Genomic DNA, 26,366 nt, shown 5'->3' on the forward strand with positions numbered 1-26,366 from the left:
GGTTGCATGAAGAGCATCATCGGTTGGGCGCTCGCCGCGTTCGGCGTCTTTGGCATTGGCCTGGAGCTCGACAAGCCGATCCAGGGCACCGCGGAACACACGATCGCGGGGTTCATCCTCGGCGCCGTCTTCGTCCTCGGAGGCCTGGCGCTTGTCCGCTCCGCGCGGCGCGCGAAGCTGCCGCCCGAATTGAGGGATGCGCCCGTCGCGGTGCGGCCCTCGCTGGACTCCCGCGACGTCGAGCGCGCCGTGCTCACCTGCGCGAAGGAGCACGGGGGCCGCGTCACCATCGCCGAGGTGGCGGCGAGCAGTCAGCTCTCGTTCACCGAAGCCAAGGAGGTGCTCGAAGGCTTGTCCCGCGCGGGCGCCTGCACCGTGGACGTCACGGAGAACGGTGCGTTCATCTACGAGTTCAGCGGCTTGATGCCGCGCGAAACGGCTCCCGCGGCGCTCAAGTCCTGAGGCCCATGCCCGCCGAATAGCGCGAGGAACTGCCGCTCCCGCTCAGACTTCCTCGTGAGCTGTCCGCGCACCAGGCGCGTGACCCGGTGGGTGCGCTCTGCTTCGGCTACCAGTCCGCTGAACACCTGCACTGCGGCAACGTCATTCGACTTCCGCATCTACGACCCGGACTCGCCTGCCTTCGACGGCTCCTGGCAGCCTGATGACCTCGAAGAGGTGCGGCCGCCGCGCCTACCGCCCCAGCTTGAGGGTCACGGTCGCGGAGTCCTCCACCGTCCCCTTCAGCGTGAAGCGCAGCTCCCAGACGCCGGGCATGAAGAGGTCCGCGTCGGAGACCTCGAAGGTCCCAGGGTCTCGCGCGGTGACGCGGGGGACCTCTGAGATGCCGTGGTTCATCGCGGGCATCCAGGGCTGGACGGACAGCACGACACCGGGCACCGGCTTTCCCGACGCGGCGTCGGTGATCCGCACCTGGAACGCCTGAACGCCTCTTCGGAGCGGTGTCATCGAAGAGAGGACCTCGACTCGGAGTCGACCGGATGCGCTGGCCACTGTCCCCACGGAGGAGGCCGCGCTCACCTGTCCCGCGTCTGGAGTGGCGGAGGGCGTCGCGCCCAGCAACAGCGTTCCCATCAGCAGTGCCTTCATCATCCTTGCCGTGTAGCGGAAGAGGCGGGCCTGCGTTCTGCGACAAGGTGTCGCATCGCACATGCGGTCTGGATGAGAGAGGGTGCGCCATCATGTCCGCCCTTTCGTCCTCTTCCGCGCAGCCCCGTTCGTGGGTGTTCGTGGTGCTGGGAGCCGTGGGGCTGACCGTGTCCGTGCTCGCATGCGCGGCGCTCGTGATGGTGCTGGACTTCGCCTGGTCGGAGGCGCCCCCTTCGAACGCCTCGTGGGAGCTGGAGGTGCCGCCACCTGTGTATGGCCCGCTGCCCTCGCTCACCCTTCGCGATGAGCGGGGTCAGCCGCTGGAGCCCGGGCAGCTTCAGGGACAGCTCACCCTGATCCAATTCACGCTTGTTCCCCTCCTGCGACAGGTCCAGGAGCGGCTGGAGGCTGACGGCGTCCCGCTCCGGGTCGTCATCGCGACATCGCGCGACTCCACGGTGCTCCATCCGGATTGGCAACCGCTGCGGGACAGCGGCCGCCTCCTGTTGCTGGTGGATCAACGCCTCCAGGTCCGGGGCGTCTACGACTCGAGCCAGACCCCATCCACCTCCGAACGCGTCATCACGGACGCGCGCTGTCTGCGCTCCTGCCCCCCTCTATGAAGCCCACATCCCTATTCGTGCTCGCCGGTGCAGGAGTCATCGCGTTGCTGTCCATCGCGTGGCCCCACGTTCAACGCGAACGCGCGCGCGTCGCCGCGGAGAACCTGCCCCTGTACGGGCCGCTCCCGCGCTTCGAATTGACCGCCCAGACGGGACGTCCCTTCTCCGACGCAGACATGCGGGGCCATCTCTACGTCGCGGACTTCTTCTTCACCCGCTGCCCCACCGTGTGCCCGCTGCTCACGGAGAAGATGCTGCGGGTGCAGCGACAGGCCCGGGAGCAGGGATTGGACGTGCGCTTCGCTTCGTTCAGCGTGGACCCGCGCCATGACACGCCGGAACGGCTGACCGCCTATGCGCGCGACCACCGCATCGACACGGCCAACTGGACGTTGTTGACGGGCCCGCTGGACCAGGTGGAGACGACGGTCCTGGAGGGCTTCCGGGTGATGATGGGCCGCGACGCGGACGCGGGCGAGGACGACTTCTTCAGCGTCTTCCACGGGGAGCACTTCGTGCTCGTGGACGCCCGGGGACAGCTTCGCGGCTACTACCGGGTCACCGAGGGAGAGGGCGGATTGGAAGCCCTGCTCCGGGACGCCGCGCTGCTGGCCCAGGCCCCGGAGTAACAACAAGGAACTCAGGAAATCCTGAGCGTCCGGTGAGTAGACTCGCGGGGCCGTCCATCCCCGACCCGGAGAACAGAGTGTCGCACCCCACGATCCGCACCATCCTCGGCGCATCCGCCCTGGACTCGCTTGACCCCTTCAGCACCGCCTTGCTGGTGATTGACTTCCAGGAAGAATACTTCAGCGGAAAGCTGCCCATTCCGGATGGGACGCGCGCCCTGAATAACGCCAGGCGACTCATCGCCTTCGCGGATCGGCACAAGCTGCCGGTCTTCCACGTGTGGCACGTGAGCCCGTCCGGCGCTCCCCTCTTCGCCCACGACAGCCCGACGGCCTTCTGCCACAAGGACCTCCAGCCGGCCGCCCACCACAAGGTCGTCAAGAAGAACCAGATCAGCGTGTTCCAGGGCACGGAGCTCCATCACGAGCTGCAGATCTCCAGAATCAAGACGCTGATCATCTCCGGCCTGATGACCCACGCCTGCGTGTCAGGCGCGGCGCGGGACGCGGTTCCCCTCGGCTACAACGTCATCGTGGCGGACGACGCCTCGGCCACCCGGGACATCGAGGCGCCCGGCGGCGGCACCATTGCGCATGATGTGCTGCACAAGTCCGCGCTGGTGACCATCGCCGACACCTTTGGCGCCGTCATGGGCACCAACGCCATCGTGAACTTGAGCGTCCGCTGACGTGAAGGAAGCAGCCGCAGTCGGCCTTGACATTAAATCTACATAGGTAGATTTGCAGGGCATGCCGCGAACTCGCGCGTTGTCGAATCACGCCCGCTCCGTTCTTGCCGCACTGCTGGAGGCCGGGGCGGGCTGGTCGCACGGGTATGAGCTGTGCCGCATCGCGGACGTGAAGTCGGGCACGCTCTATCCGCTGCTGATCCGCCTCGAAGCCCAGGGCTATCTCGAAGCCGAGTGGCAGCAGCCGGCGGAGGGTGGGCGGCCGCCAAGGCACGCCTATCGCCTGACCCAGACCGGGGTCCAGCTCGCGCGCGACAATCCGCCAGACCGCAAGGTGGCTGCTCGCTCCGTCCTTCGCGGGGCAACGACATGAGCGTCCGGGTCCAACGACTTGCGGCGGACCTGCTGTGCCGCGCCCTGCAGTCCCTCCTTCCACCGTCGATGCGCGACTGGGGGCTGGCCATCCGCTACGAGGTCGCGGAAATCCCCGAGGACACCCAGGCCCTGTCGTTCGCGCTTGCGAGCTTCCGCGGCCTGGCGCCGCGTGCCATCGGCTTGCTCCTGATGCAGCCCTTCGGCGCGCTGCACAGCCCGCGTGCCGTCGGTGCGCTCTGCGCGGCGGGCTCGGTCGCCATGGGGCTCGTCTACATGACGCTTGCCGGCGCGCCCGTCGGCTACCTCGGCATCAACGCTGGCGCGCTCGTCCTCGGTCTTGTCTTGCTGGCCCTCGTCAGCCGCATCCCGGGGGCGGGCGGGCGATGGTCCAGAGCCCTGATTCTCGGCCTCTCGGTCCTGCTGCTCGCCACCGCATCCGTCGGCCTCCGCGTCGAGGGGGCAGCTCGCTGGGTCAAGCTCGGCGGAGTGAGCGTGCAACCGAGCCTGGTCCTTCTGCCGCTCATGCTTGCCGGATTCTCCCGGACGCGCACCCCGCTTGCGACGACGGGGATCATCGTTGCCGCCGTGGCAATGGCGCTCCAGCCCGACCGTGCGATGGCGGCCATGATGACCGCGACGCTGGCGACCGTCGCGGTGACGCGCGCGGACCGGCCGACGTCTCTGGCGTTCACGGCCAGCCTCCTGGCGTTGGTGGTGACGCTGCTGCGCCCCGACGCGCTTCCCGCCGCACCCTTCGTCGACCAGGTCCTCTTTTCGTCCTTCCAGGTCCATGCCCTTGCCGGGCTGGCCGTCGTGGCCGGCTCGGTCATGCTGCTCGTCCCTGTGCTGTTCGGTGGGTCCTGTGACGGGGACAGCCGCGCGACCTACCTCGCCTTCGGGGCTGCGTGGCTCGCGGCGACCGTTGCCGCCGCGTTTGGCAATCATCCGACCCCGGTCGTGGGCTACGGAGGCAGCGCGATCCTCGGCTACGTCCTGAGCCTTTCGACCCTGCCGAGGCCGCTGACTTCGCGCGACATCCCTTCAAGAATCGCACTCGCCCAGTCATGACAATGCCTCGCCCTGGACGGCGGGTTCGATACCTGCTGCCTGTTGTATTGCTTGCCCTCGTGCTCTGGTTCACGTGGACGCGAATCACACGCAGCCGCGGCGACCAGAGGGCTTCTTTCACGCCCGCGAGTCAGCAGTGCGACGCGCAAGGGCCCCTGCGTTACTGCATCAACAAGGCCGCCGGGGGCACCAACGGCGACATCGTCTATCACCACCACGGGCGCAGTCTCGACGAGACGGTCTGGAACGACGACACCTACCTCACCGGCATGCTGCAGGCGCAATGGCAGGCCACCGGAGCCCTACCTCCCACGGTCGTGACCGTCTCCTACGGCTCGACCTGGCTCCTGACTCCGAAGGGCCAGCAGGAGGACAGCGGACTGCTCGATGATTTCATGGCCCGTCTGCCTGCGATTGAGGCGAAGGTGGGACGCCCCCGGCGGCGGATGCTGCTGGGGGAGTCGATGGGTGGGCTCAACGTCCTGGTCGCGGGCCTTTCCCATCCGGCGCAGTTCGCCAAGGTCGCGGCGCTCTGTCCGGGCGTCTACACCGACACCCCGTTCTCCTCCTTTGACACGATCCAGGCCTCGATGGAGCGCACCGGCGCCGATCCCAAGATCGTGTTCGGAGTCTGGCGGATGGCGCGCCAGTACGTGGCCGACGAAGCCGAATGGCGCCGCGTCTCGCCCCTGCACCTGGTCGCGCAGGCGGGACCGGACCATCCGGAGCTCTATCTCTCCTGCGGCCTCTACGATGCCTACGGCAACTACGAAGGCACCGAGCGCCTCGCCAACCTTGCCCGTCAGCGAGGCATCAGGACCGAATGGCACCCGCTCTATGGCGGCCACTGTGCGTCAGACGTGTCCTCGCTGGCCGACTTCCTCGTGAAATGACAGTCGGGACCGCGGTGGCGAACGGCGCCTACTGGAGGGGCGCACCTGGCCAGGCTGAGTCACGCAGGGTCCAGGGCCCACAACCCATCCTGCCAATTCCGCAAGGTCTGCTGGGCACCCAGGGCTGCCAGACCTTGGCCCTTTGCTGCATCTTCCAGAAGCGCAGTGGCTTCTGCGGTCTTGTGCCGGAGCAGGAAAGCAGCAGCAGTGACCCTGACATCCATACGCGGGTGAGAAAAAAGCGCAGCCAGTGCATCGCGGCCGGCGTCGCCCTTCTCACGCAACGCCATGAACGCGGCAAGCGCCTTTTCGGCGTGCTTATTGCCCGCCCTTGCATCTCCTCGGACGATGCAGTCCGTCTGCGCCGCGATGTCCTGGGCGAATGCCTCTACGAGTTTCTCAAGCGACATCACCAGACCCCATTTTTCACTTTCTCAATGGCCCGAAGGCCGAAGTCGCGTTGAGCGTCGAAGGACTGCGTGCTCAACCATTCTCGCACTGTCTTGAAGGAGCTGGTGATGTCGAAGCGCTTCGAGGAGAACAGAGCGCTGACCCCAGAATGAAGCTCCTTGTCGAGCGGGATGACGTTCTCCCGGTTGTGGAGAGCCTGGGGTCCGAAGCGAGACGCGTTCCCCTCCGTCTGCTCCACGATGTGATGCCACTCCTTGCCGTTCCCTGCGGGTCCCATGGCCCGCTTGAAGGACTTGAAGGACGAATAGCCCTTCGGCCCACTCGACGGCGAGGATCCCTGCGCATCTGCGCCCCCTCCGCCCCCCGAGCCCGCTGCGTCATCAACTCGCTGGAGGATGATGGCCGCCCCAGGGCCACCGCTGAGTACCGCCGCCGCACGCCCTGCTGGCACCGCGACGCGCTCCAACGCCAGCGCGCCCTGCGCCGACAATGACAGCACAGGCACCGAGACTTCCGCCCCCAGCGCCATCCCCTTCAACGTCCGCGTCGTGGCCGAGGCCGCGCCCCATGTGACGAGCATTCCCGTCGTCAGCCGCGACACTTCGCGGATCTGCTCGCCACGGGTCATGGACTGGAAGCGCTCCCAGTACGCGGGGGAGGAAGCGATGAGCGCCGCCACGCCCGCCGGCAGGTGGCTCAGCCCCGCGATGCTGTCCACGGGACGCGTGAGCACCTGTCCCAGCGCGTGGTACAGCTCCACGAAGGCGTCCTCGGCTCCGTCCAGGGTGCGGCTGATGACGTCAGCGTCGTCGTACACCTCGGCCATGGGACGCCAGTCCGAGACCTGGAGCTGCGCATCCATGACGCGGAAGACACCGCCCTTGCCGCTGTAGAAGCGCCCCAGCTCGAAGCCATTCGCCCGGAAGGCTCCGTCCCTCCACTCGACGGGCGCCACCTTTTGCTGGGTGCGACCCGTGAGTGCCCATGCGAGGTAGCCATCCGGTCGCAACACCGCGACCTGCTCCCGAGCGAATCGCTCCACCCGGCGCAGCAACTCCTCCCGCGAAGTCCCGCCTCGCTCCAGCACCTCTCGCAGCAGGAAGCCCGCCACCATTCGGGGCGGCAGCGTGTCCAGCGTGACGGGCTTGCGCAGGAGGACGCCCAGCAGCCGCACGGATTGCGTGGGCGTGAGCGTGCTGTCCCACAGGGGCTGCTCGTCCCGTGCGTCCAGCCCCGCGTCCGTCAGCAGTTGCTCCCAGGCATCCATGCGCACGCCGGAGCTGGCGATGGCGCGGTCGGCATTCGTTCCTGGCGTTCGCTCCCTCGCGGACTCCCGGGGCGAGTAGCGCAGGGCCCTGCTGGAGACAGCCGGCGCGCAGCCCGTGAAGAGCATGACCGCGCAACACAATAAGACACCTGTACGCATGGATTCACTCCAAGCCGGGACGCGGCTTGGAGTGTCTCGCATTCAGCCGGGACCGCGGGCCTACTGAATCGCGAAGATGAGCGTCACCTTCGCCATCACCGTCTGCTCCTCCGGCTGGATGGGCGTGGTGGGCGCGGCTCGCGATTCCGCCATGTCCATGGCGAAGGTGGCCGGATACAGGCGCGGGGCTTCCGTCACCGTGCTCGCGTCCAGCACCGCGCCCAGCTTCACGTTGAGCGACGCGGCCAGCACCTCCGCTGACTTGCGCGCTCGCGCCACCGCCTGCCGCAGCGCTTCGCCCTGCACCGCGTCCTGGCGGCTCAGCCCGAAGCGCACCGAGTCCACCCGGTTCGCTCCCGCCGCCAACGCCTTGTCCAACAGGCTCCCCACCTTGGACAGGTCCGTCACGTGGACGCTCACCAGGTTGCTCACCCGGTAGCCCTTGAGCTTCGGCTCACCGCCCTGCGGCGGCGGCGGCGTGTACTCCGGATAGACGTTGTAGTTGCGCGTCTGCAGGTCCCGCTTCGCGATGCCCGCACCCGTCAGCGCCGCGAGCACCTTCTCCATCCGCTTCGCGTTCTCTTCGCCCGCGGCCTTCGCGTTCTGCGCGGACGTCTCCACCGCCACGTCGATGAAGGCCTCGTCGGGCTGCGCCTTCACCTCGCCCGTGCCCTCCACGCGCAGCGTGCGCACCTGCGGATCCACCGGCGGCCGGGGCTGCGGTGAACCGGCCGGGCCCTGCACCTGCGCCGCGGCCGTGAAGCCCGCGAGTACCACCAGCGTCGTCAACATCCTGCGAACAGCGGACATGGCGCCTCCTTCCCAAGGCACAGAGAACCTTCGCGCTTCCTGCGCGAAAGCCTCTCATGCCCCTTCGGACGCCCCAGCCCCGGCGGACATTCACCGGACCCGAGGCGTCCTGCGCTGGACGGTCGCTCAGTGCAGCGACTCACCCGCCTGGTCCACCGACATCATGGACTCCAACGGCTTTCGCAGCGGACCCGGCGCGGACTTGCGCACCTGCGTGACGGCCTTGCGACGCGCGACGCGCAGCGCGTCCCGGCCCATGTCCATCACCGCCGCCACCGCGCCCGTCAGCAGGTTGCCCGGCGGGGTGTCCGGCGCGGCGGGATGCGGGTGCGTGGGCGCGCCCTTCTTCGCCAGCACCAGCGCCTCGCCCACCTGCCGCAGCTCCTGCGGCTTGAAGGCCTTCTTCACCTCCGGGAAGAGGTACTGCTCCTCCTCCGTGACGTGCGCGCGCACGCTCTCCATCAACACGTGCACCTTCGCGTCGAAGCGCTCGGACTCCGGCGGCAGCGTGTCCAGCTCCGACAGCACCCACTTCACCACGTGGTGCTCCTCCAGCGCTCGCAGCACGTCCGGCGACAGGTCCTCCGAACGCGCGCGCACCGCCGGGTAGAAGACCTGCTCCTCGATGGCGGCGTGGATGGACAGCTCGCGCACCATCTCGTCCACCAGCTTGCGCTTGTGCGCCAGCGCGTGGTCGCCCGCCTTCTCGAACTTGCGGAACAGCTGCTCCACCGTCTTGTGGTCCGCCTTCAGCAACGTGATGGCATCCATGGGCCGTCTCCCTTTGCGTCGAATCGGGGGGCCGCGCCACCCCCATCGCGAAGCCGCTCGGGCCCGGTCAGGCCCTGGCGCAGCGCGGCACGGGGTGAAGGGTGGGGATGGATTCACGGCCGCGCCTACCCCTGCTCCCCTGGCCCCCGTGTCCGGACGGAGGGCAGCCGGGCGGCATGCCCCTTCTGTCCGGTATCGGTCGGAAAACCGCACCCGGCCCCACTCCCCGGGCGGCGCGGGAATGCGCACCGTGCGCGGCCAGATCGGTCTCGCGCGGGCGGCGGGCAAGGGAACAGGGGCAATACCGTGACGACGAACACGCTGCGCCTCCGGGTGGCGCGCATCACCCGTGAAGCGGAGGGCATCCAGTCCTACGAGCTCGTCTCCCAGGACGGCAGCCCCCTGCCCGAGTTCGAAGCCGGCGCGCACCTGGACGTGCAGGTGCCGGGCCTCGACGGCATGCGCCAGTACTCGCTCTGCAACGACCCGAGCGAGACGCACCGCTACGTCATCGCCGTGCAGCGTGACGCCAACGGCCGCGGTGGCTCCAAGGCGATGCACGAGAACGTCCACGAGGGCGACGTGCTCACCGTGAGCGAGCCCCTCAACGACTTCCCCCTCCTGTACGGGCGCAGCTACGTGCTCATCGCGGGCGGCATCGGCATCACGCCGCTCCTGGCCATGGCGCGCCTGCTGGAGCGCACCGGCGCGGAGTGGGTGCTGCACTACTGCACGCGCGAAGCGGACCGCACCGCCTTCCTGGAACTGTTGTCCACGCCGTCCTTCGCGGGCCGCGTGCACGTGCACCACGACGGGGGTGACCCCTCCAAGGGGCTGGACGTGCGGGCGCTGCTCGCGACGCGCGGCCCGGGCACCCGGCTGTACTGCTGCGGTCCGGCGGGCCTGATGAAGGCCGTTCGCGAGGCGGCCACGCTGCACAAGTGGCCCTGGGAGAAGGTGCACTTCGAGGCCTTCACCGCGGAGGGCACGTCCGCCACCCACGCGACCCCGGAGGAGGACTTCGAGGTGTCGCTCAAGAGCACCGGCCAGGTGCTGCGCGTGCCGGCCGGCAAGAGCGTGCTCAACGTGCTGCGCACCCACGGCGTGAAGGTGGAGAGCGACTGTGAGGCGGGCTCCTGCGGCACCTGCGTCACCCGCGTGTGCGAGGGCACTCCGGACCACCGTGACACGTTCTTCCAGCAAGAGCCCGCGGGAAATGCGCGAATGCTGGTCTGCGTGTCACGTTCCCGGTCCAAGCGGTTGGTGCTGGATCTGTAGTGACACCCCCAGGCCCGGCGTTTTGAAGCGCGCCTGTACGCGGCGGGCCGCCTATGCTCGCGCCCCGCTCGTACACGAGAGAGGCTGATGAGCGACGGGACGTTGTTCTCCATGGACACTCCGCCCACCGAGGCCCGGTTCCAGAATCGGCTCTGGGTGGCGGATGCATTGGACCTCACGGGCGCGGCGCTCGTGGGTTGGGGGGCGGTGCGCGCGGCGGAGTGGGTGTCCACGCCGGCGCTGCTGGGGTTCGCCATGGGGGTCGCCTGGGTGGTGCTGTCCTGCGTGGGCGGGCTGACGGGGCTCACCCCGGGCCGTCACGCCCTGGGACTGAAGCTGGAGCGGGCGGAAGGACGGGCGCCCGGCCTGGGCGCGGGGCTGCTGCGCTCGCTCACCGCGCCGGTGGAGCTGCTGCTGCAGGTGGTGCTGCAACACCGGCCGCTGGATGCGCAGCTGGGCGTGCACGCGGCCGTGATTCCGGGCGGGATTCGTGGCTGGGCGCGGAGCCTGCCGCTGCCGCTGGTGGGGCTGGTGGTGCTGGCGGGCGCGGTGTGGAGCATCGTCACGCCCACGCGCCAGGAGATGCTCCAGTACCTGGACCGCACGCTGACCGGGTGGCACTGCTGCCACGGCACGCGCGAGGCCACCTGGCAGTGCCGCACATCCCTGTCCCGCGCGGTGCGCAACGCGAACGGCGGCGACACGGAGGTCTCGGAGTTCCTGCGCAACGAGTGCCCCGTGGCCGCCACGCGGCTGGGGCCCTGAGACGTCACGCGAGCCGACGGAGGCTCGCGTCCTCGCGCTTCAGCGCTTGCGCAGCGCGAAGGTGTCCTCGCCCTCGTCGCAGTTCACCCACACGGCCTTCTCCGGCACGGCGGGCAGCTTCTCGCTCACCTTGAAGTAGCGCTCCTCCACCTTGACCGTGTGCGTCTGGTAGGGCTCCAGCCGCGCCATCCGCGCCCCCCTCCGTCCGCTCAGGACGATGGCGCAGTTGTGCCAGGTCCGGGTGTCGGAGCTGATCACATAGAGGGTGCTGTTGAAGCTGCTCCCCAGGATGCCGTCGATCTCCGCCTGTCCCAGGAGGCGTGAGCGCTCCACGGGCTTCGGCTCGGGCGCGGGCGCGGGCGGCACGGCCGGCGGGGACTCGGCCACGGGCGTGGGCAGCGTTGGCCCCGACGGGCGCCCGCTCAGCAGCAGGAAGCGCGGCTCCTTCGCCGCATCCGCATCCGCGTCCAGCCGCACGTTCATGCGCTCGCGGTTCGGTTGGATGGACACCACGGTCGCCGTCCCCAGCACCGGACGCTTGCGGGTCCCCCGCTGCGGAGGGCCCACCACCTTGAACACCGAGCCCGCGTTGGTGCCCTGGGGCACCGTCGCGTTCACCACGCGCTGGCCGCCGCCCGTCTCGCCAATCTTCGCCACGGTCAGATGAGCGGGCACCATCTCGACCTGCGGCGTCGCGGGCCGCTTCGGTCCGGGGACGGGCTTCACCTCGGGCGGAGCCTTCACCACCGGCCCGGGCTTCGCCTCCGGCTCCCCCGCGCCCGCGTCCACCGCCGCCTCGGGAGGGGGCTCCTCGGTCGGCGTCACCGCGGGAGGCGGCTCCTCCACCTTCGGGGGCGCGGCGGCCACCACCGGCGCGGCCGGCGGGAGCGTCTGGAGAGCCACGGGCTGCTCGGCCGTATTCGGGCGCAGCACGTAGGCGGTGATGCCCACGGAGGCGCCCACCAGCAGCAGCGCCGCCACGGCGATCCGCGCCACCGGCCTGCGAGACCCGGTCTGCGCCGGCAGCTGTCCGGAGGTGCCCGCCACCCCGGCGCCCTGGGACGGCGCGGCGGCCAGGTGCACCGCCGTGGCGCCCAGCGCGGCCGCGTCCACCTCGTCGGTGCTCCGCGCCACGCCACCGGAACCCGTCGTGCCGCGCGCCACATCACCAGAGCCCGACGTGCCCCGCGCCACCCCACCGGAGCCCGACGTGCTCCGCACGCCTCCCGAACCCGACGTGGGCAGGGCCACACCGCCTGAGCCCGACGTGCTCGGCGCCACGCCGCCAGAGCCCGAGGGATGGGACACGAACGTGCCCCCCGGCCCGAGCCCTGGCCCATCCACGTCGATGCGCCCGGTGTTGGGCCTGTTCCCGGCGGACTCCTCGCCGGTCCCCGGCGCCGTGGCCTGGACATCCGCCGAGCCACTGCCGGAACCGCCGTACAGCCCCGTGCCCGAACCGCCCCGGGGCGCGGGCGACGGCGTTCTCCGCTCCCCGTGCACGCTGGACGTCAGCTTGCGCTGCTCGGCGAAGGCCTCCGGGCAGAGCGCGCGCACGAACTCACCCGCCTCCTCCGCTCCAATGGGATTCCCCGAGCGCAGCAGCTCCGCGTTGAGCGCCCGCGCGAACTCATCCGCCCGCCCGTACCGGTCCGTCGGCGACGGCGCCAGCGCGCGGCGCAGCACGGCTTCCAGCGACGGCTCCACGTCCGGACGGAAGTCCGTCAGCGGCGGCACCACCGGATGCGACATCGCCGCCATCATCTCGCCCACGGTGCCGTGGGGAACCAGCCCACGGCCCGCCAGCATCTCCCACACCACCACCGCGCAGGAGTAGATGTCGCTGCGATGGTCCAGCGGCTCGGCGCGGACCTGCTCCGGGGACATGTAGCCCAGCTTCCCCATCACCGTGGACGGCAGCGTGTACTTGCTGCGCGCGGTGGACTTCGCGAGGCCGAAGTCGATGACCTTCACCTCGCCCTCGTACGACACCATCACGTTGTGCGGGGACACGTCGCGGTGGACGATGCCCAGGGGCTCGCCGTCCGTGCCCGTCTTGCGGTGCGCGTACCCCAGGCCCTCCGCCATGCGCTGGCCGATGTAGAGCGCCACAGGCGCCGGCACCGCCCGCCCCTGCACCCGGGCCTGCTCCAGCAGATAGCCCAGGTCCACGCCCGCCACGTACTCCAGGGCCATGTAGTAGGTGCCGTCCGCCTCGCCCATGTCGTACACCTGGGCGATGGAGGAGTGGACCAGGTGCACCAGCACCTTGGCCTCGTGGTGGAACCGGTCCAGGAACTGCCGGTCCTTCACCAGCCCCGGCAGGATGGTCTTCACGATGCAGGGCTTTTCGAAGCCCGCCGCCCCGGACAGCTTCGCCAGGTACACCTCTCCCATGCCGCCCTGGCCCAGGAGGTGGACGAGCTCATAGCGCCCGAAGAAACGGGGGGACTCTGTGGGTGCGGTGCTCATGGCTTCGGCTCCGGAGCGCAGCATGGACTCCCCCATGGAATCAAGCCGCGCACGTCGCGCCACCCCTCCTTGCCAGCCTTCGGACACCCCCGGCGCGAAAAAGAGAAAGTCCCGGGGCCAACGGAATTCCCGAGCCTGTGTTCCGACTGACAACAGGTCTGTTGTGCACCCGCGCACGTCCGGGATGCACCCGGGGCCTGGAGACGATGCGAGTCAGCCTGGGGATGCGTTCCCTCATCGCAGCACGCCGCTTCCTTCCTCTGTGAGGGGGGCGGGCACCTCCCGGTCCTCCGCCATGTAGGGGGACCGCCCTCAGGAGGGGCGTCCTGCTTGGAAGGAGTCGCATCATGAGGCATTGGACATTCGTCGGATTGCTGGCGCTGGCCGCATGTGCGCCGGAGTCGTCCCCACGCACCTCCGCGCAGGGCCAGGTGTGCCCGGGCGTCGTCGCCGGAGGGATGACGGTCCGCCAGGGGCTGGATGGAAACCTGCCCTCCCGGGTGCAGGATGACGGGCGCGAGCCGGTCATCATCCGCTTCCGCCGGGGAGACCGCACCCAGGCCTCGAGCGTCACGGCGTCCGGCGCCAGCTTCACGGCGAGCACCGGCGCGAAGGTGGGCGCCGTCTACCGCAACATCCCCGCGGTGGCCGCGCGCGTGTCGCCCCAGGAGCGGCTCCTGCTGGAGCGCAGCCCCCTGGTGGAGAGCATCGAGGCGGACCAGATCTGGGTCGCCCAGGGCCTGACGCCCGGGCTGCTCGCGCCGCTGCCGCGCCAGGTGACGGCCGTCACGCCCATGCCGGGGGACGAGTACACCGAGGGCCTGCACCTGGTGCAGGCCCCGGACGTGTGGGACGCGGACCGGGACGGCGTGCTGGACGTGGGCGCGCCCACGGGCGAGGGCGTGCGGGTGTGCGTCATCGACAGCGGCCTGGACATGGACCACCCGGAGTTCCAGGGCGCGGTGGCGGGAAGCCATGACTTCCTGGATGAAGACGACGACGCCAATGACCGCGGCCCCCAGGGCCAGTGGGGCCAGGGCCACGGCACGCACGTGGCGGGCATCATCGCGGCGCGCATGGGCCAGGGCGGCGACACCGGCCCCCGGGGCGCGCCGGGCGGCATGGTGGGCGTGGCTCCCAAAGCGTCGCTGCTCATCGCCCGCGTTCTGGACCTGTCCGGGCAGACGCAGATGAGCGTGGTCCTCTCCGCCATGGAGTGGTGCGAGTCCCAGGGCGCGCGCGTCGTGTCGCTGTCGCTGGGCGGTGGCAACCCCACGCGCAGCACGGTGGAGGCGTTCCGCGCGCTGGCGGATCACGGCCTGCTGGTGGTGGCGGCCGCGGGCAACCAGGGCGGCCCGGTGCTGTACCCCGCGTCCGACCCGTCCGTGCTCGCGGTGGGCGCGGTGGACGCGAACGAGCGGCGCGCGAGCTTCTCCAACATGGGCGCGGACCTCGCGCTGGTGGCGCCCGGCGTGGACGTGCTGTCCACCTTCCCCCGGGGCCTGGGCGCCTTCGCGGAGATGTCCCTGGACGACACGTCCCCCATGTCGCGCTCGCTCCTGTACTCGCCCACGGGTGACACCGCGGGGCGGCTGGTGGACTGCGGCCTGGGGGATTCCCTGGCCGCGTGTCTGGGCGCCACCTGTGACGGCTTCGTCGCCTACGTGCGGCCGGGCGCGGTGCCGGTGTCCGAGGCCATGGCCAACGTGATGATGCAGGGCGCGCGCGCCGTCGTCTTCGGCTCCGACGACGCCCCCGCGGGCGGTGCGGTGGACATCCTCTCCCTGCCCCGCATCGGCCGCTGGGCCCCCGCCGTCAGCGTCAACCAGGCGGCCAGCACCGTGCTGCGCGAGCGGCTGGGCGCGGACGCGCGGCTGTCACTGATTCCGGTGGACTACACCCACGTCTCCGGCACCTCCATGGCCGCGCCCTACGTGAGCGGCGTGGCCGCGCTGCTCTGGAGCGCCCGGCCGGAGCTCACGCCCCAACAGGTGCGCGACGCCCTGGAGTCCTCCGCGCGCGACCTGGGCATCGCGGGCCGGGACCCCGTGTTCGGCCACGGCCTGGTGCGCGCGCGAGACGCCCTGCAACGGCTGCCGTGACGCACCCACTTCTCAATTCATGGGAGACGTAAGCAGCGCATCACGGACGCGGAGCGTGGCTGTTGGGGAACCCAAAAATGCTCCGAGTGATGAAATCGAGAATGCGCTGCTGCGTGGAATGAATGCGCGCCGGGATTGTACGTGGCGCGCGCCAATGGCTGCCGGGAAGGCGGCCAACCCGGCGCGAAAAACATCTCATTCTTGAATTGAGGATATCCATGTTTCGAATTGCTGTTGCCGCCCTCGTCGTTGCCGCCACGGGTTGCGCCTCTTCGAGCGGCGCGGCGGCCTCGGGTCGCGCGGGCAACGCCACGGTCACGGGCAGCGTCGCGTACCCCGCGAGCGGCCTGCAGGGTGATCCGTGCACGTCGGTCGGGGTGAAGGTGACGGAGGGTGACGCCGTGGCGCTGGGCCGGGGCGAGGTGAAGCAGAGCCGCAACAACCGTTGCAGCTACAACGTCAGCGCGCTGCCGGAGGACAAGGAGCTGAACGTGGAGCTGGTGCTGGACGCGGGCCTCAAGTGCGCCAACGGCGCGGCGCCCACGGTCACCCCGGGCCCCACGAAGATGAAGATCGCCAAATTCTCGGCGCCGGTGGTGAGCTTCAAGCTGGCCTGCGAGTAGCGCTCCCGAAGTCCCGTTGAAGTGCTTCACGCCGTGAAGGCCGGGGCAAGCCCTCGAAAGGGGTCCCCGGCCTTCGTGCGTGGATGGCCGCATGCCCGGCGGGGGGACAGGAACCATTGATTGCTGAACACAAGGGCGCGAAGCTGCATCGGCCCATGACTGGTTTCCGTCCGCGTACCGCCGTGCTCGCCCTGGCCCTGCTGGGGGCGGGTTGCGAATCCGAAGTGCCCTTTCCGACCGAAGACGAGCTGGACCAGCTGAGCGCCCTGCACACGCAGAGCGTGAAGCCGGAGGCCGACCCCACCAACAAGTGGGCGGACAACCCGGACGCGGCGTCACTGGGGCAGCGGCTGTTCGAGGACCCGAAGCTGTCGCGCTGCGGGACGGTGTCCTGCAAGAGCTGCCACGCGGGTGAGTCCTACACGGTGGAGACGGCGACGGCGGAGGGCTGCGGAGGCCACCAGTCCGAGCGAAACCCGCCCAGCCTGTTGAACGTGGGCTACAGCCGCTGGTTCATGTGGGACGGACGGGCGGACCGGCTCTGGTCGCAGGCGGTGCTGCCGCTGACGAACCCCATCGAGATGGACTCGGACGCGACGGTGGTGCGCACGCGGCTGTCCGAGGAGCCCTCGTACACGGCGGGGTACACGCAGCTGTTCGGCAAGGCCCCCGCGGACGAGTCGGATTCCGACCGGCTGATGGCGAACCTGGGCAAGGTGCTGGCGGCGTACCAGCGCACGCTCAACCGCACCGACGCGCCCTTCGACGCGGACGTGCGTCGCTTCCTGCAGGCGGTGGAGGCGGGCACGCAGGAGAAGGACCCGGCGTACCTGGGCCTGAAGACGTTCGTGCGCAAGGGCCAGTGCGTGGTGTGCCACAAGGGCCGCTCGCTGTCGGACGACAAGTTCCACAACCTGGGGTTGAAGGACACGGGCGCGGGGCGGCGCGGGCAGGCGGACGTGGTGGACACGCTGGTGTCCTGGCCGCTCAACGCCGCGGGCCCCTACAGCGACGCGCCGTCGGGCATCGACGCGGCGCGGTTGTCCACGCTGAAGGCGCAGGCGCAGAGCAAGCCCACGGAGGTGGAGGGCGCGTTCCGCACGCCCACGCTGCGCAACGTGGCGCTGAGCGCGCCGTACATGCACACCGGCGCGGAGAAGACGCTGGAGGACGTCATCGACTTCTACAACGAGGGCGGCGACCCGGCCGGCACCTTCGTGGGCGTGCGCACGGAGACCATCGTCAAGCTGGACCTGAGCAGCGAGGAGAAGCAGGCGCTGGTGACGCTGCTCAAGTCCATGACGGGCGCGGCGAAGTAGGCCTTCAGCGCACCAGGTGGAAGGACGTCTGACGCTGGAAGGCCCAGTGCACGGCGCCTTGCGAGTCCACGACGACGTCCTCCTCCTGGGCGGAGCGCACGGGCTGGTCCTTCCACTCCGGCACGGGGCTGGTGGCCTGAAGCTCGATGGAGAACCAGGAGTCCGGCATCACCTTGTGCTCGCCGTTGCCGGGCACGCCCTCCTGGCGGTCCCACATGCCAATCATGGGGCCGGCGCCGTGGCCGTGCAGGCCAATGGGGTGTGAGTACACGCTGCCGTTGATGCCTTCGGACTTCATGCGCGCGAGCGAGGCGCGCAGGACCTCGTTGCCGGTGCGGCCCGGCTTGATTTCACCGGTGACGATGTCCTGGAGCCGGTTGGACGCCTTGAGCGCGGCCTTGAGGCCTTCGGGCGCGTCCGTCTCGCCGTCGCGCAGCACGTAGCCCATGTGCTGGGTGTCGGTGTTGAGGCGGAGCGCGGTGACGCCGAAGTCGCAGTGGAGCACGTCGCCGCGCTGGATGACGGGGCTGTCGCCCAGCTGTTCGTCGGTGGAGCCCTGGCGCTGCACGTCCACGTCCGGCTGGAACCAGGTGTCCAGGCCTTCGTCGGCCAGGCGCTGGCGCATCCACCACTCCACGTCCTGGGTGGTGGTGGTGCCGGGGGTGATGACGGCGTTGGAGAAGGCGGTCTGGATGAGGTTCCAGGCGTACTTCTGGAGGTCGGCGTAGAAGCGGACCTCGTCAGCGCCGCGCCAGCCGAGCACGTCCAGGGGCAGGCCGCCGGCGGGCTTGAGGCGCTTCGTCCAGGTGGGGCCCAGGGCCTGGGCCATGCCTTCGTATTCGCCGTGGGTGAGGCCGTCCGCGAAGGCGATGGCGGGGGACACGTCGATGGCGATGGAGTCCGGCTTGCGCTCCTCCACGACCTGCTTGAGGAGCAGCCACTGTTCGGGGCCCAGGAGCTCCGCGGCGCGCTGCGAGCCGCCGCGGTCGACCATCATGGGAGCGCGGCGGGCTTCATAGAGGCCGCCCTGGGTGCTGCCGCCGAGCGCCAGCCGCTCCACGCCCTTGGCCGCGCCGCGGTCGAAGAAGACGTAGATGGTGCGGCGGCGGGCGGCGAAGGTGGTGGGGGAGACGAGCGCCTTGAAGACGGGGTCCTCGTTGTACTCGCGCATGGGGACGACCCACATGCGCACGCCGTACTTGCGCATGAGCTGGGGCACGCCGGTCTCCAGCCGTTCCTTGAGCCACGCCTGCTGACGCACGGACTGTTCGCGCAGCGTGCCGAAGGGGCGCACCGGGGCGGCGGGAGCAGCCGGAGCGGCCGGAGCGGCCGCAACCGGGACCTCGGGCTTCGAGGGGGCGGCGGGCGCGGTGGCGCAGGCGGAGGAACAGACGAGCGGGACGACGAGCAAGTGTTTCCAGGAGCGCATGGGCGCGCAGTCTGTCACGCGCCCTGTCGCGCCGCGCGGCGCAAAAAGGCCGTCAGGAACCGCCGTTGTCAGTCATTCGCGGAAAAGCCAGACACACTGTCCTGGCTTCACTTCGAATCCGTGGAGCCTGGGGGCGTGGCGCGGGGGCTGACCTTGCGCAGCTCGTGGAAGTGCTCGCGGACGAACCGCGCGGCGTTGAGCAGGGCATCCACGGGACCGACGCCCACCATGCTGACGGTGATGGGCACCGCGTGGCCGATGATCAGCGGGCAGTACCAATCTCCGTTGGCATCCTGGGGGATGGGCGCGGGCCGGCCCAGGGTGACGCGGGAGACGTGCTGGTGTCCGTGGTCATCCTCGAAGGACCAGTAGTCGTCGGCCACGGGGTCGCTGATGGACGCGTGGTGCGGAGGGCCAGAGGTCATGCGCGGAAGCTCAGCAGAACTACAGCTGCCACGCTTCTCGAATCGGCCTCGCCCTCCAGTCCCGGACATCCCCCGTTCATGAACGAAGCCGGGCCTACTCTCCCGGAGTGACCTGGGCCACGGCGGGGGCGGGGACGTATTCCTCGCTCGTGGCCAGGGTGCCCAGTTCGTTCACTCCGCCCACCACCAGCACCGTGCCCCGGCGCAGCCACAGAGCTCCGGCTTCCCCTCGCGGCTCATGCAGCGTGGGCGCCTGCGTCCAGAGGCCCTTCGCCGGATCGAAGCGCTCCGCGGAGTCCAGTGTGCCTCGTGAGGAGTGCTCGCCGCCCACCACCAGCACCGCGCCCTCCGCGGTCAGCAGCGCCGCGTGGTGCTCGCGCGGCACCGCCGGCGCCTCCACCAACTCCCAGGCGTTGCGCTCCGGCACGTACACCTCCGCCGTCCTCGCCGCCTGCGTCGTGGTGCCGCCCACCACCAGCACGCGCCCGTCCGGCAACACCACCACCGCGGGGTCGTTGCGCGCCTCGCTCATGGGCGACGCCTGCGTCCACACGCCCGTGTCCGGCGCGTACAGCTCCGCGCTCGCCAGCGCGCCCACCGTCACGCCGTTGGAGCCGCCCACCGCCAGCACGCGCCCATCCAGCAGCCGCACCGCCGCGTGGTTGCGCCGCGCCGTGCGCAGCGCTCCCGTGGACCTCCAGTGCCCTGTTTCCGGGTCGAAGACCTCGCAACTGCCCAGCGTGCGGTTGCCGTCATGCCCTCCCGCCGCCAGCACCCTCCCGTCGTCCAACGCGAGGTAGGGCAACAGCCGCCTCGGCGTGGACAACACGCCCGGCACCGGCGCCTCCACGCCGCCCGCATCGGCGCGCGGCGCGGGCCCGCACGCGAACACCACTCCCAACCACAGCATCGTGACGCAAGAAGTCGAAAACCGTCGCATGGCCCCACCGGGACGTCTGGTCGAGGGGTCCGTTTAACCCGCCGGTCTGACACCCAGGCTCCTGCAAGACCCTGTGATTCCAGGGTCTTGCCCTGCCCTCCGGGTTGGAAATCCCGAAGTCCCGGAGGCGCGCCGGGCCCTTCCGCATCAGTGCCTCATGGGACCCACGGGGTCGTTCGCGGGCTCCGCTTCCAGGCCCTCGCTGTGGCGCGGCGGCAGGGCTCCGCCGTCGTCGTCCTCCTCCAGCGTGAGCTGCGAGTGGTCCGCCGGCTTGAGCAGGACTTCATCCCCGCTCACGGCCTCCACGTCGCTGTACTCGACCAGGTAGTCGCGCCGGGGAATGGGCACCACCCCCTGCTCCAGTTCGAAGTGCGTGTCGCCCACGCCCGCCACCCGGCCCAGCCGCTGTCCGTCGGCGGTGCGCACCGACATGCCTTCGCGAACCTCTCCTGCGTGAATCATCGCGTCGCTCCTCGCGCTCATGGGGTCCTCACCAAGAGTGGGGTCGCTCCCGCCGCCGTGCGCGATGTGACAGGCAGCCCGGTGGGCCCTCGGGCCGCCTTCTTCCACGCCTGTGTGCCTGCCCTGCGCGCGGCCCCGTCGCGCGGTGCCTAACGTTGCCTCAAGGAGGCCCCCATGCTGCTGGAACTGTCGAACGACGAATCGCGCGTGTTGAAGGACGCAGTGGATTCCGCACTGAACACGCTGCTGGATGAAATCGCCCACGCGGAACAACGCGAGCTCAAGGAAGCGCTGCACCAGCGCTACGACCGGCTCGCCGCCCTCCAGCGCCGGCTGGAACCGGTCGTGGAGAGCGAACAGGTCTACGCCTGACAACCTCCCCGCCCAATTCCTCACACCCACCCCAAGGCGGGTTGCGATGCGCGACCCGCCTGTGTATGGTTTTGATGCAGCCCGCAGAACCCCAACTGGCCAGGAATTTCCACGTGGGTCCGTGGCCGTCCGTCTGGACGGAGGCTTGGTTGGCCGTTGAATCCGGCATGACCACGAGCACCGCCGGCAAATCCGACACTGGAGATGCCCATGAGCAGGTCTTCGAAGCAGTACCAACCCTCGCAGGCAGATATCGATAACCGTTCGCGTCAGCTCAATTCCGAGCATGACGCGTACTGGCAGTCTCGTGGCGAAGAAGGTCGTCCCTCCGAAGAGGAAGTGGATACCCAGAAGCCTCAGGCTCCCGCGCCCGCCACGCCCGCGTTGAAGTAGAGATCCAGCCACCCACATGGAGACACGGCTTCGCGCATGTGGGCGGAGCCGTGTCGCGGCGTTCCACACCCTCTCATTTCAACCAGTGTCGTGGCCAGGAGCCATGACGCCCGGGCCCTCTCATGCGAGTCCTTCAGGTCATCCATGGCTATCCCATGCGCTTCAACGCAGGCTCGGAGGTGTATACCCAGGCACTTTCACAAGGCCTGTCGAGCCGGCACGAGGTCCAGGTCTTCACCCGCCGCGAGGACCCGTTCCTCCCAGACTACGCGCTGACGCAGGAGCGCGATCCGGACGACCCACGTGTCCTGCTGCACCTGGTCAACCTCCCCAACAGTCGTGACCGCTACCGGCATGAAGGGGTGGATCAACGCTTCGAGGAGGTGCTGGACGGCTTCCGTCCCCACGTCATCCACGTGGGCCATCTGAACCACCTGTCCACGTCCCTGCTGGAGGTAGGCGCGGCCCGTGGAATCCCCATCGTCTTCACCCTGCACGACTACTGGCTCATGTGTCCCCGGGGGCAGTTCATGCAGATGCATTCCGTACCTGGGAGCGAGCCCTGGTCCGCATGTTCAGGCCAGGAGGACCGGAAGTGCGCGGAGCGCTGCTACGCGCGCTACTTCTCTGGAGGCCCCGAAACGCGGGAGCAGGACGTCGCGCACTGGAGTCAGTGGGTGCGCGACCGGATGGAGCATGTGCGCCGGATGATGGAGCACGTGGACCTCTTCATCGCTCCCTCGCGCTACCTGCTGGAGCGTTTCCAGCGGGACTTCGGGCTGCCCGCCAACAAGGCGGTGTATCTGGATTACGGCTTCGACCTGGAGCGACTGCGCCACCGGCAGCGAACGCCCGAACCCGACGTCGTCTTCGGCTACATCGGCACCCACATCCCGGCCAAGGGCATCCACCATCTCATCCAGGCCTTCGGGCAGGTGCGCGGCAAGGCCCGGCTGAAAATCTGGGGCCGGCCTCGCGGCGAACACACGGAGACGCTCAAGGCCATGGCCCGCGCCCTCCCGGGAGATGCCAGCACGCGCGTGGAGTGGCTTCCCGAGTACCGCAACGCGGACATCGTTCCGGATGTCTTCAACCACGTGGATGCCATCGTCGTGCCCTCCATCTGGGTGGAGAACTCTCCGCTGGTCATCCACGAGGCGCTCCAGGCGCGGGTGCCTGTCATCACCGCGGATGCAGGAGGGATGCGCGAGTACGTCCGGGATGGAGAAAATGGCGTGCTCTTCACCCACCGCGACCCCGGGTCGCTTGCCCAGGCCATGCAGCAGCTCGTGGATGCCCCGGACCTGGCGGTGCGCCTGGGCAGCCGTGGGCACCTCTGGGGCGAAAGCGGCGACGTGCAGGGGATGCAAGCCCATGTGGAGGCCGTGGAGGCGCTCTACGCACGCGCCATCCGGGAACACCGTGCCCGCCGTCCTGCCACCCGGCCCGGCCCCTGGCGAATCACCTTCGACACCAACCCCGACGACTGCAACCTGCACTGCATCATGTGCGAGGACCACTCGCACCACAGCGACACCCAGCGGCTGCGCAGGGAAGCAGGCCAGCCGAAGCGCCGCATGCCCCTCGAGCTCCTGCGAAGGGTCATGGAGGACAGTGATGGCACGCCCCTCCGGGAGGTGATTCCGTCCACCATGGGGGAGCCGCTGCTCTATCCCCACTTCGACGACATCATCGACCTGTGCATGGCGCACGGGGTGTGGCTGAACCTCACCACCAACGGGACGTTTCCCAGGCGCGGAGCACGCGCGTGGGCACGCAGACTGGTCCCCATCACCTCCGACGTGAAGGTGTCCTGGAATGGGGCCACGAAGCAGACCCACGAAACGGTGATGCCAGGGACGCGCTGGGAGCAGGTCCTGGAGAACCTCCGCCAGTTCCTGGCCGAGCGTGATGCGCATGCCCACCAGGGAGGCCACCGCTGCCGGGTCACGCTCCAGCTCACCTTCCTGGAGTCGAACGTGGGCGAGCTGGCGGACATCGTGCGGCTCGCGGCGGGACTGGGCGTCGACCGGGTGAAGGGGCATCACCTCTGGGCCCATTTCGCCGCCATCCAGCCCCTGTCCATGAGGCGCGACGCATCCGCGATCCACCGTTGGAACGAGGCCGTCCGGCAGGCCCATGCCGTCGCGGAGGAGTGCCGTCGGCCAGATGGGAGCAAGGTGCTCCTGGAGAACATCCTCCCCCTGGGCGCGGAGGCCGTCACGGACCTCGCGCCAGGCGCGCACTGCCCCTTCCTGGGGAAGGAGGCATGGGTGAGCGCCGTGGGCCGCTTCGACCCCTGCTGCGCTCCCGACAAGGAACGACGAACGCTCGGGAATCTGGGCAACCTGAACGCGGTGGGCATCCAGGAGGTGTGGACGGGCCCGGCCTATCAACGGCTGCTGAACGGCTATCAGGACCATCCCCTGTGCCGTGGATGCAACATGCGTCAGCCGGTGAAGGAGGCCCCTTGAACCCCAGCTCCCATCCGCGGGTCTCGCCTGACAGGACCCATCATCTCGTGGACGGCAAGCCGCTCTATGCCGCGCGCTTCACCGAGGTCCTTTCCTTTCACGAGCCAGGGCTCGCGGCCGTCAGGGACGCCTCGGGAGCATTCCACATCGACTTGAGGGGGAACGCTCTCTCTTCCCGCCGCTTCATCCGGACGTTTGGATTCTATGAAGGGCTCGCGGCGGTCGTGGATGCAGCGGGTGCGTTCCACTTGCGAGTGGATGGGCAGGAGCTCACCCCAGGGCGCCACGCGTGGTGCGGCAACTTCCAGGACGGACGCTGTCCGGTCCGGGCGAAGGACGGCCGCTACTTCCACATCGACGGCCGGGGAGATGCGGCCTACCTGGAACGGTATGCCTACGCGGGAGACTTCCGGGACGGCTGCGCGGTGGTGCAGGAGTCCTCGGGTCTCCACCTGCACATCGACAAGCAGGGGCACCCCCTGAACGCGCGCCGGTTCCTGGACCTGGATGTCTTCCACAAGGGCTTCGCGCGTGCCCGGGACGCAGGCGGCTGGCATCACGTCGACGCCGCGGGAGACGCGCTCTACACCCGGCGTTTCGCCATCGTGGAGCCCTTCTACAACGGACAGTCCCGCGTGGAGACGTTGGACGGCGCGCTCCAGGTCATCGACGAGCAGGGCGTCACCGTACGCGAGTTGCGTGCACGCCTTCTGGATCCGGCATGAGGTGCTCGCCTCTCGCGCCGGACTCGGTCATCGCCTTTGCTCGGGACCAGCTCGCTCCGATTGTCTCCCGCGCGTTTCCAGGTCGATTCTTCCTGGCCGGGGGTGCGTTCAAGACACTGCTCCATGGTCGTTCCCCTCATGACCTGGACCTCTGGCCAGCGACCCTCCAGGACCGGCAGGCGCTCCTGCTGCACCTGGAAGCACTCGGAGCCGTGCTGCTGGACGACAACCCTCCATTCCAGACGACCTTCCAGTTTTCGGGGCAGCGACTCGAAGTGGCCCATGACTGCACGCCAGCGAGCCTGGAGGAGCGCCTTTCCAGGTTCGACCTGGGCCTCTCGGCCATCGGAGTGGAGTACGAGGAAGGCCGGTGGCGGGGGCACGTGCATTCCCTCGCATCCGAGTCCCACCAGCGACGGGAGGTGCTGTTGCTGCGCCCGCTGACCAACTGGAAGTACCTGCTCGCCACCCTGGAGCGGTTGCGTCGCTATGGCGAGGAGCTGGGGTATCGCGTCCCTGTCCTGGAGGAGCAGTACCTCTGGGACCTGTTCGAGGCACAGCCTCGTGCATCCCAGGAAGCCCTGATGACGCGCCATGCGCGTGTCGCGCGTGAGGCCAGCTGCGTCCTGGCGGAAGCCCGGCTGCGGCTCCGCCCGTGACTCACACCGCGCGCCCCGTCTTCGCGTCGAACCGGCGCAGGTAGCGCGCGTCGTGGCGCAGCCACACCGTGTCTCCGCTCGCGGCGCGGAAGTCCCCGGGCGCCCGCGCCACCAGGCGCTCGCCGCCTGTCTCCACCGTCACCCAGACCTCCGCGCCCATGGGCTCCACCAGGTACACGCGACCCTCGCGCGCGTCCTCCGGCATGGCGCCCTGCCCCACCTGGAGGTGCTCAGGCCTCAGGCCCAGCACCGCGTCACCTTCGGACAGACCCAGCGTCTGGGGCTTCACCAGGTTGATTCGCGGCGAGCCGAAGAAGCCCGCCACGAAGAGGTTCGCCGGTGCGTCATACAGCTCGCGCGGTGGGGCCACCTGCTGCACCTCGCCCTGGCTCATCACCACCACGCGGTCCGACAGCGTCATCGCCTCCGACTGGTCGTGCGTGACGTAGATGAACGTGGCCTTCAGCTGTTCGTGCAGCTTCTTGATTTCGCCGCGCATCTGCGTGCGCAGCGCCGCGTCCAGGTTGGACAGGGGCTCGTCGAAGAGGAACACCTTGGGCCTGCGCACCAACGCGCGCCCCAGCGCCACCCGCTGCCGCTGCCCGCCCGACAGCTCCTTCGGCCGGCGCGCCAGCAGCGCCTCCAGCCCCAGCACGCCGGACACCTCGCGCACGCGCGCGTCCACGTCCTTCGCCCCCATCCCCGCCACCTTCAACGGAAACGCCAGGTTCCCCGCCACGTCCAGGTGCGGATAGAGCGCGTAGCTCTGGAACACCATCGCGATGTCCCGCTCGCGCGGCGACAGGTCGTTCACCCGCTGCCCGTCGATGCGCAGCTCGCCGCCCGACAGCTCCTCCAGCCCGGCGATGAGGTTCAACGTCGTGGACTTGCCGCACCCGGACGGGCCCACCAGCGACACGAACTCGCCGTCCGCGATGTCCAGCGTCACGCCCTTCACCGCCGCCACCCCACCCCGGTACACCTTGCGCACGTCCTGCAGGGACACCGTCGCCAAGGCTCCGCTCCTCCACTCAGGGCCACGCCCCGCGAAAGGCCCCAGCATCGCCGCTCGCGTCCGCCCGCGAAGCCCCATCCCCACGTGCCCCGTCACATCCCCTACGTG

28 protein-coding genes and 1 pseudogene are annotated in these 26,366 nt (G+C 69.5%); 17 read left to right on the forward strand and 12 right to left on the reverse strand.

What is annotated here, in order from left to right:
- Positions 1 to 6 precede the first annotated feature (6 nt).
- Positions 7 to 462 carry a hypothetical protein gene (locus tag D7Y11_RS01805; RefSeq protein WP_126932876.1) on the forward strand — a complete coding sequence of 152 codons (456 nt, stop codon included), beginning with the start codon at positions 7 to 9 and terminating at the stop codon, positions 460 to 462.
- A gap of 47 nt (positions 463 to 509) precedes the next feature.
- On the opposite strand, the pseudogene D7Y11_RS44045 reads toward D7Y11_RS01805, so the two are convergent.
- Together D7Y11_RS44045 and D7Y11_RS01815 are read right to left on the reverse strand one after the other, a co-directional pair.
- Positions 510 to 608 (reverse strand): annotated as a pseudogene (locus D7Y11_RS44045) (NUDIX hydrolase); the annotation flags it as partial.
- Between the two features lie 85 nt (positions 609 to 693).
- Entirely contained in the window at positions 694 to 1,113 is a 420-nt protein-coding gene (locus D7Y11_RS01815) for a FixH family protein (protein ID WP_233596610.1), read from the reverse strand.
- Positions 1,114 to 1,202: 89 nt separating this feature from the next.
- Here D7Y11_RS01815 and D7Y11_RS01820 point away from each other — a divergent pair, with 89 nt between their 5' ends.
- From D7Y11_RS01820 to D7Y11_RS01845, 6 genes are all read left to right on the forward strand, one after another.
- Positions 1,203 to 1,733 carry a hypothetical protein gene (locus D7Y11_RS01820; RefSeq protein WP_126932877.1) on the forward strand — a complete coding sequence of 177 codons (531 nt, stop codon included), beginning with the start codon at positions 1,203 to 1,205 and terminating at the stop codon, positions 1,731 to 1,733.
- Between the two features lie 17 nt (positions 1,734 to 1,750).
- Positions 1,751 to 2,362 carry an SCO family protein gene (locus tag D7Y11_RS01825; protein WP_233607170.1) on the forward strand — a complete coding sequence of 204 codons (612 nt, stop codon included), beginning with the start codon at positions 1,751 to 1,753 and terminating at the stop codon, positions 2,360 to 2,362.
- A gap of 77 nt (positions 2,363 to 2,439) precedes the next feature.
- Positions 2,440 to 3,051 (forward strand): cysteine hydrolase family protein, encoded by a 612-nt coding sequence (locus tag D7Y11_RS01830; protein ID WP_126932879.1) that lies wholly within the window; start codon positions 2,440 to 2,442, stop codon positions 3,049 to 3,051.
- Positions 3,052 to 3,112: 61 nt separating this feature from the next.
- Complete coding sequence (locus D7Y11_RS01835; protein WP_120574612.1) at positions 3,113 to 3,424, forward strand: PadR family transcriptional regulator; 312 nt, start codon at positions 3,113 to 3,115, stop codon at positions 3,422 to 3,424.
- Positions 3,421 to 4,494 (forward strand): FtsW/RodA/SpoVE family cell cycle protein, encoded by a 1,074-nt coding sequence (locus D7Y11_RS01840; RefSeq protein ID WP_126932880.1) that lies wholly within the window; start codon positions 3,421 to 3,423, stop codon positions 4,492 to 4,494. Before D7Y11_RS01835 ends, D7Y11_RS01840 begins: the two co-directional genes overlap by 4 nt.
- A gap of 59 nt (positions 4,495 to 4,553) precedes the next feature.
- Positions 4,554 to 5,387: an alpha/beta hydrolase-fold protein gene (locus tag D7Y11_RS01845; RefSeq protein ID WP_199753675.1), complete on the forward strand. Its 834-nt coding sequence runs from the start codon at positions 4,554 to 4,556 to the stop codon at positions 5,385 to 5,387.
- Positions 5,388 to 5,446: 59 nt separating this feature from the next.
- On the opposite strand, the gene D7Y11_RS01850 is transcribed toward D7Y11_RS01845, so the two are convergent.
- The 4 genes from D7Y11_RS01850 to D7Y11_RS01865 all read right to left on the reverse strand — a co-directional run bounded on the left by D7Y11_RS01850 (position 5,447) and on the right by D7Y11_RS01865 (position 8,805).
- Positions 5,447 to 5,797, reverse strand: a complete 351-nt coding sequence (locus D7Y11_RS01850) for a DUF2019 domain-containing protein (protein WP_120574615.1) — start codon at positions 5,795 to 5,797, stop codon at positions 5,447 to 5,449.
- Entirely contained in the window at positions 5,797 to 7,191 is a 1,395-nt protein-coding gene (locus D7Y11_RS01855) for a hypothetical protein (protein ID WP_126932882.1), read from the reverse strand. The genes D7Y11_RS01850 and D7Y11_RS01855 overlap by 1 nt, the downstream gene beginning before the upstream one ends.
- 93 nt (positions 7,192 to 7,284) lie before the next feature.
- The gene (locus tag D7Y11_RS01860) at positions 7,285 to 8,034 is read right to left on the reverse strand and encodes an SIMPL domain-containing protein (RefSeq protein ID WP_126932883.1); all 750 of its coding nucleotides are present in this window, start codon (positions 8,032 to 8,034) and stop codon (positions 7,285 to 7,287) included.
- A gap of 126 nt (positions 8,035 to 8,160) precedes the next feature.
- Positions 8,161 to 8,805: a hemerythrin domain-containing protein gene (locus tag D7Y11_RS01865; protein ID WP_126932884.1), complete on the reverse strand. Its 645-nt coding sequence runs from the start codon at positions 8,803 to 8,805 to the stop codon at positions 8,161 to 8,163.
- Between the two features lie 306 nt (positions 8,806 to 9,111).
- On the opposite strand from D7Y11_RS01865, the gene D7Y11_RS01870 reads away from it, so the two are divergent.
- Positions 9,112 to 10,083 (forward strand): PDR/VanB family oxidoreductase, encoded by a 972-nt coding sequence (locus D7Y11_RS01870; protein WP_126932885.1) that lies wholly within the window; start codon positions 9,112 to 9,114, stop codon positions 10,081 to 10,083.
- Positions 10,084 to 10,170: 87 nt separating this feature from the next.
- Positions 10,171 to 10,848: an RDD family protein gene (locus D7Y11_RS01875; RefSeq protein WP_126932886.1), complete on the forward strand. Its 678-nt coding sequence runs from the start codon at positions 10,171 to 10,173 to the stop codon at positions 10,846 to 10,848.
- Between the two features lie 39 nt (positions 10,849 to 10,887).
- Here D7Y11_RS01875 and D7Y11_RS01880 read toward each other — a convergent pair whose 3' ends face one another.
- Positions 10,888 to 13,320, reverse strand: coding sequence for a serine/threonine-protein kinase (locus D7Y11_RS01880; RefSeq protein WP_121755362.1), 2,433 nt, complete (start codon positions 13,318 to 13,320; stop codon positions 10,888 to 10,890).
- 347 nt (positions 13,321 to 13,667) lie between these two features.
- Between D7Y11_RS01880 and D7Y11_RS01885 the strand changes: the two genes are divergently transcribed.
- The 3 genes from D7Y11_RS01885 to D7Y11_RS01895 all read left to right on the forward strand — a co-directional run bounded on the left by D7Y11_RS01885 (position 13,668) and on the right by D7Y11_RS01895 (position 17,364).
- Positions 13,668 to 15,422, forward strand: coding sequence for a S8 family serine peptidase (locus tag D7Y11_RS01885; RefSeq protein ID WP_126932887.1), 1,755 nt, complete (start codon positions 13,668 to 13,670; stop codon positions 15,420 to 15,422).
- A gap of 218 nt (positions 15,423 to 15,640) precedes the next feature.
- Entirely contained in the window at positions 15,641 to 16,045 is a 405-nt protein-coding gene (locus tag D7Y11_RS01890) for a hypothetical protein (RefSeq protein WP_120574622.1), read from the forward strand.
- A gap of 155 nt (positions 16,046 to 16,200) precedes the next feature.
- Positions 16,201 to 17,364, forward strand: a complete 1,164-nt coding sequence (locus tag D7Y11_RS01895; protein WP_126932888.1) for a cytochrome-c peroxidase — start codon at positions 16,201 to 16,203, stop codon at positions 17,362 to 17,364.
- Positions 17,365 to 17,368: 4 nt separating this feature from the next.
- On the opposite strand, the gene D7Y11_RS01900 is transcribed toward D7Y11_RS01895, so the two are convergent.
- From D7Y11_RS01900 to D7Y11_RS01910, 4 genes are all read right to left on the reverse strand, one after another.
- Positions 17,369 to 18,793, reverse strand: a complete 1,425-nt coding sequence (locus D7Y11_RS01900) for a M24 family metallopeptidase (RefSeq protein ID WP_126932889.1) — start codon at positions 18,791 to 18,793, stop codon at positions 17,369 to 17,371.
- Between the two features lie 107 nt (positions 18,794 to 18,900).
- Positions 18,901 to 19,218, reverse strand: coding sequence for a hypothetical protein (locus tag D7Y11_RS43145; protein WP_158641882.1), 318 nt, complete (start codon positions 19,216 to 19,218; stop codon positions 18,901 to 18,903).
- 94 nt (positions 19,219 to 19,312) lie between these two features.
- Positions 19,313 to 20,128, reverse strand: a complete 816-nt coding sequence (locus D7Y11_RS01905; protein ID WP_199733720.1) for a kelch repeat-containing protein — start codon at positions 20,126 to 20,128, stop codon at positions 19,313 to 19,315.
- Positions 20,129 to 20,305: 177 nt separating this feature from the next.
- The gene (locus tag D7Y11_RS01910; RefSeq protein WP_233596612.1) at positions 20,306 to 20,641 is read right to left on the reverse strand and encodes a DUF2171 domain-containing protein; all 336 of its coding nucleotides are present in this window, start codon (positions 20,639 to 20,641) and stop codon (positions 20,306 to 20,308) included.
- 153 nt (positions 20,642 to 20,794) lie between these two features.
- Between D7Y11_RS01910 and D7Y11_RS01915 the strand changes: the two genes are divergently transcribed.
- From D7Y11_RS01915 to D7Y11_RS01935, 5 genes are all read left to right on the forward strand, one after another.
- The gene (locus tag D7Y11_RS01915) at positions 20,795 to 20,992 is read left to right on the forward strand and encodes a hypothetical protein (protein ID WP_120574626.1); all 198 of its coding nucleotides are present in this window, start codon (positions 20,795 to 20,797) and stop codon (positions 20,990 to 20,992) included.
- 210 nt (positions 20,993 to 21,202) lie between these two features.
- Entirely contained in the window at positions 21,203 to 21,385 is a 183-nt protein-coding gene (locus D7Y11_RS01920) for a hypothetical protein (RefSeq protein WP_120574627.1), read from the forward strand.
- Between the two features lie 122 nt (positions 21,386 to 21,507).
- Complete coding sequence (locus tag D7Y11_RS01925; protein WP_126932890.1) at positions 21,508 to 23,859, forward strand: glycosyltransferase; 2,352 nt, start codon at positions 21,508 to 21,510, stop codon at positions 23,857 to 23,859.
- 224 nt (positions 23,860 to 24,083) lie between these two features.
- Positions 24,084 to 24,584, forward strand: a complete 501-nt coding sequence (locus tag D7Y11_RS01930; protein WP_126932891.1) for a hypothetical protein — start codon at positions 24,084 to 24,086, stop codon at positions 24,582 to 24,584.
- Positions 24,581 to 25,243 carry a hypothetical protein gene (locus tag D7Y11_RS01935; RefSeq protein ID WP_120574630.1) on the forward strand — a complete coding sequence of 221 codons (663 nt, stop codon included), beginning with the start codon at positions 24,581 to 24,583 and terminating at the stop codon, positions 25,241 to 25,243. Before D7Y11_RS01930 ends, D7Y11_RS01935 begins: the two co-directional genes overlap by 4 nt.
- A 1-nt stretch (position 25,244) precedes the next feature.
- Here D7Y11_RS01935 and D7Y11_RS01940 read toward each other — a convergent pair whose 3' ends face one another.
- A complete protein-coding gene (locus tag D7Y11_RS01940) occupies positions 25,245 to 26,258 on the reverse strand; it encodes an ABC transporter ATP-binding protein (protein WP_121752938.1) in 1,014 nt (337 codons plus the stop codon).
- Between the last annotated feature and the right edge of the window lie 108 nt (positions 26,259 to 26,366).

The sequence above is a fragment of the Corallococcus sp. AB018 genome (assembly GCF_003986945.1).
Lineage (GTDB): Bacteria > Myxococcota > Myxococcia > Myxococcales > Myxococcaceae > Corallococcus > Corallococcus exiguus.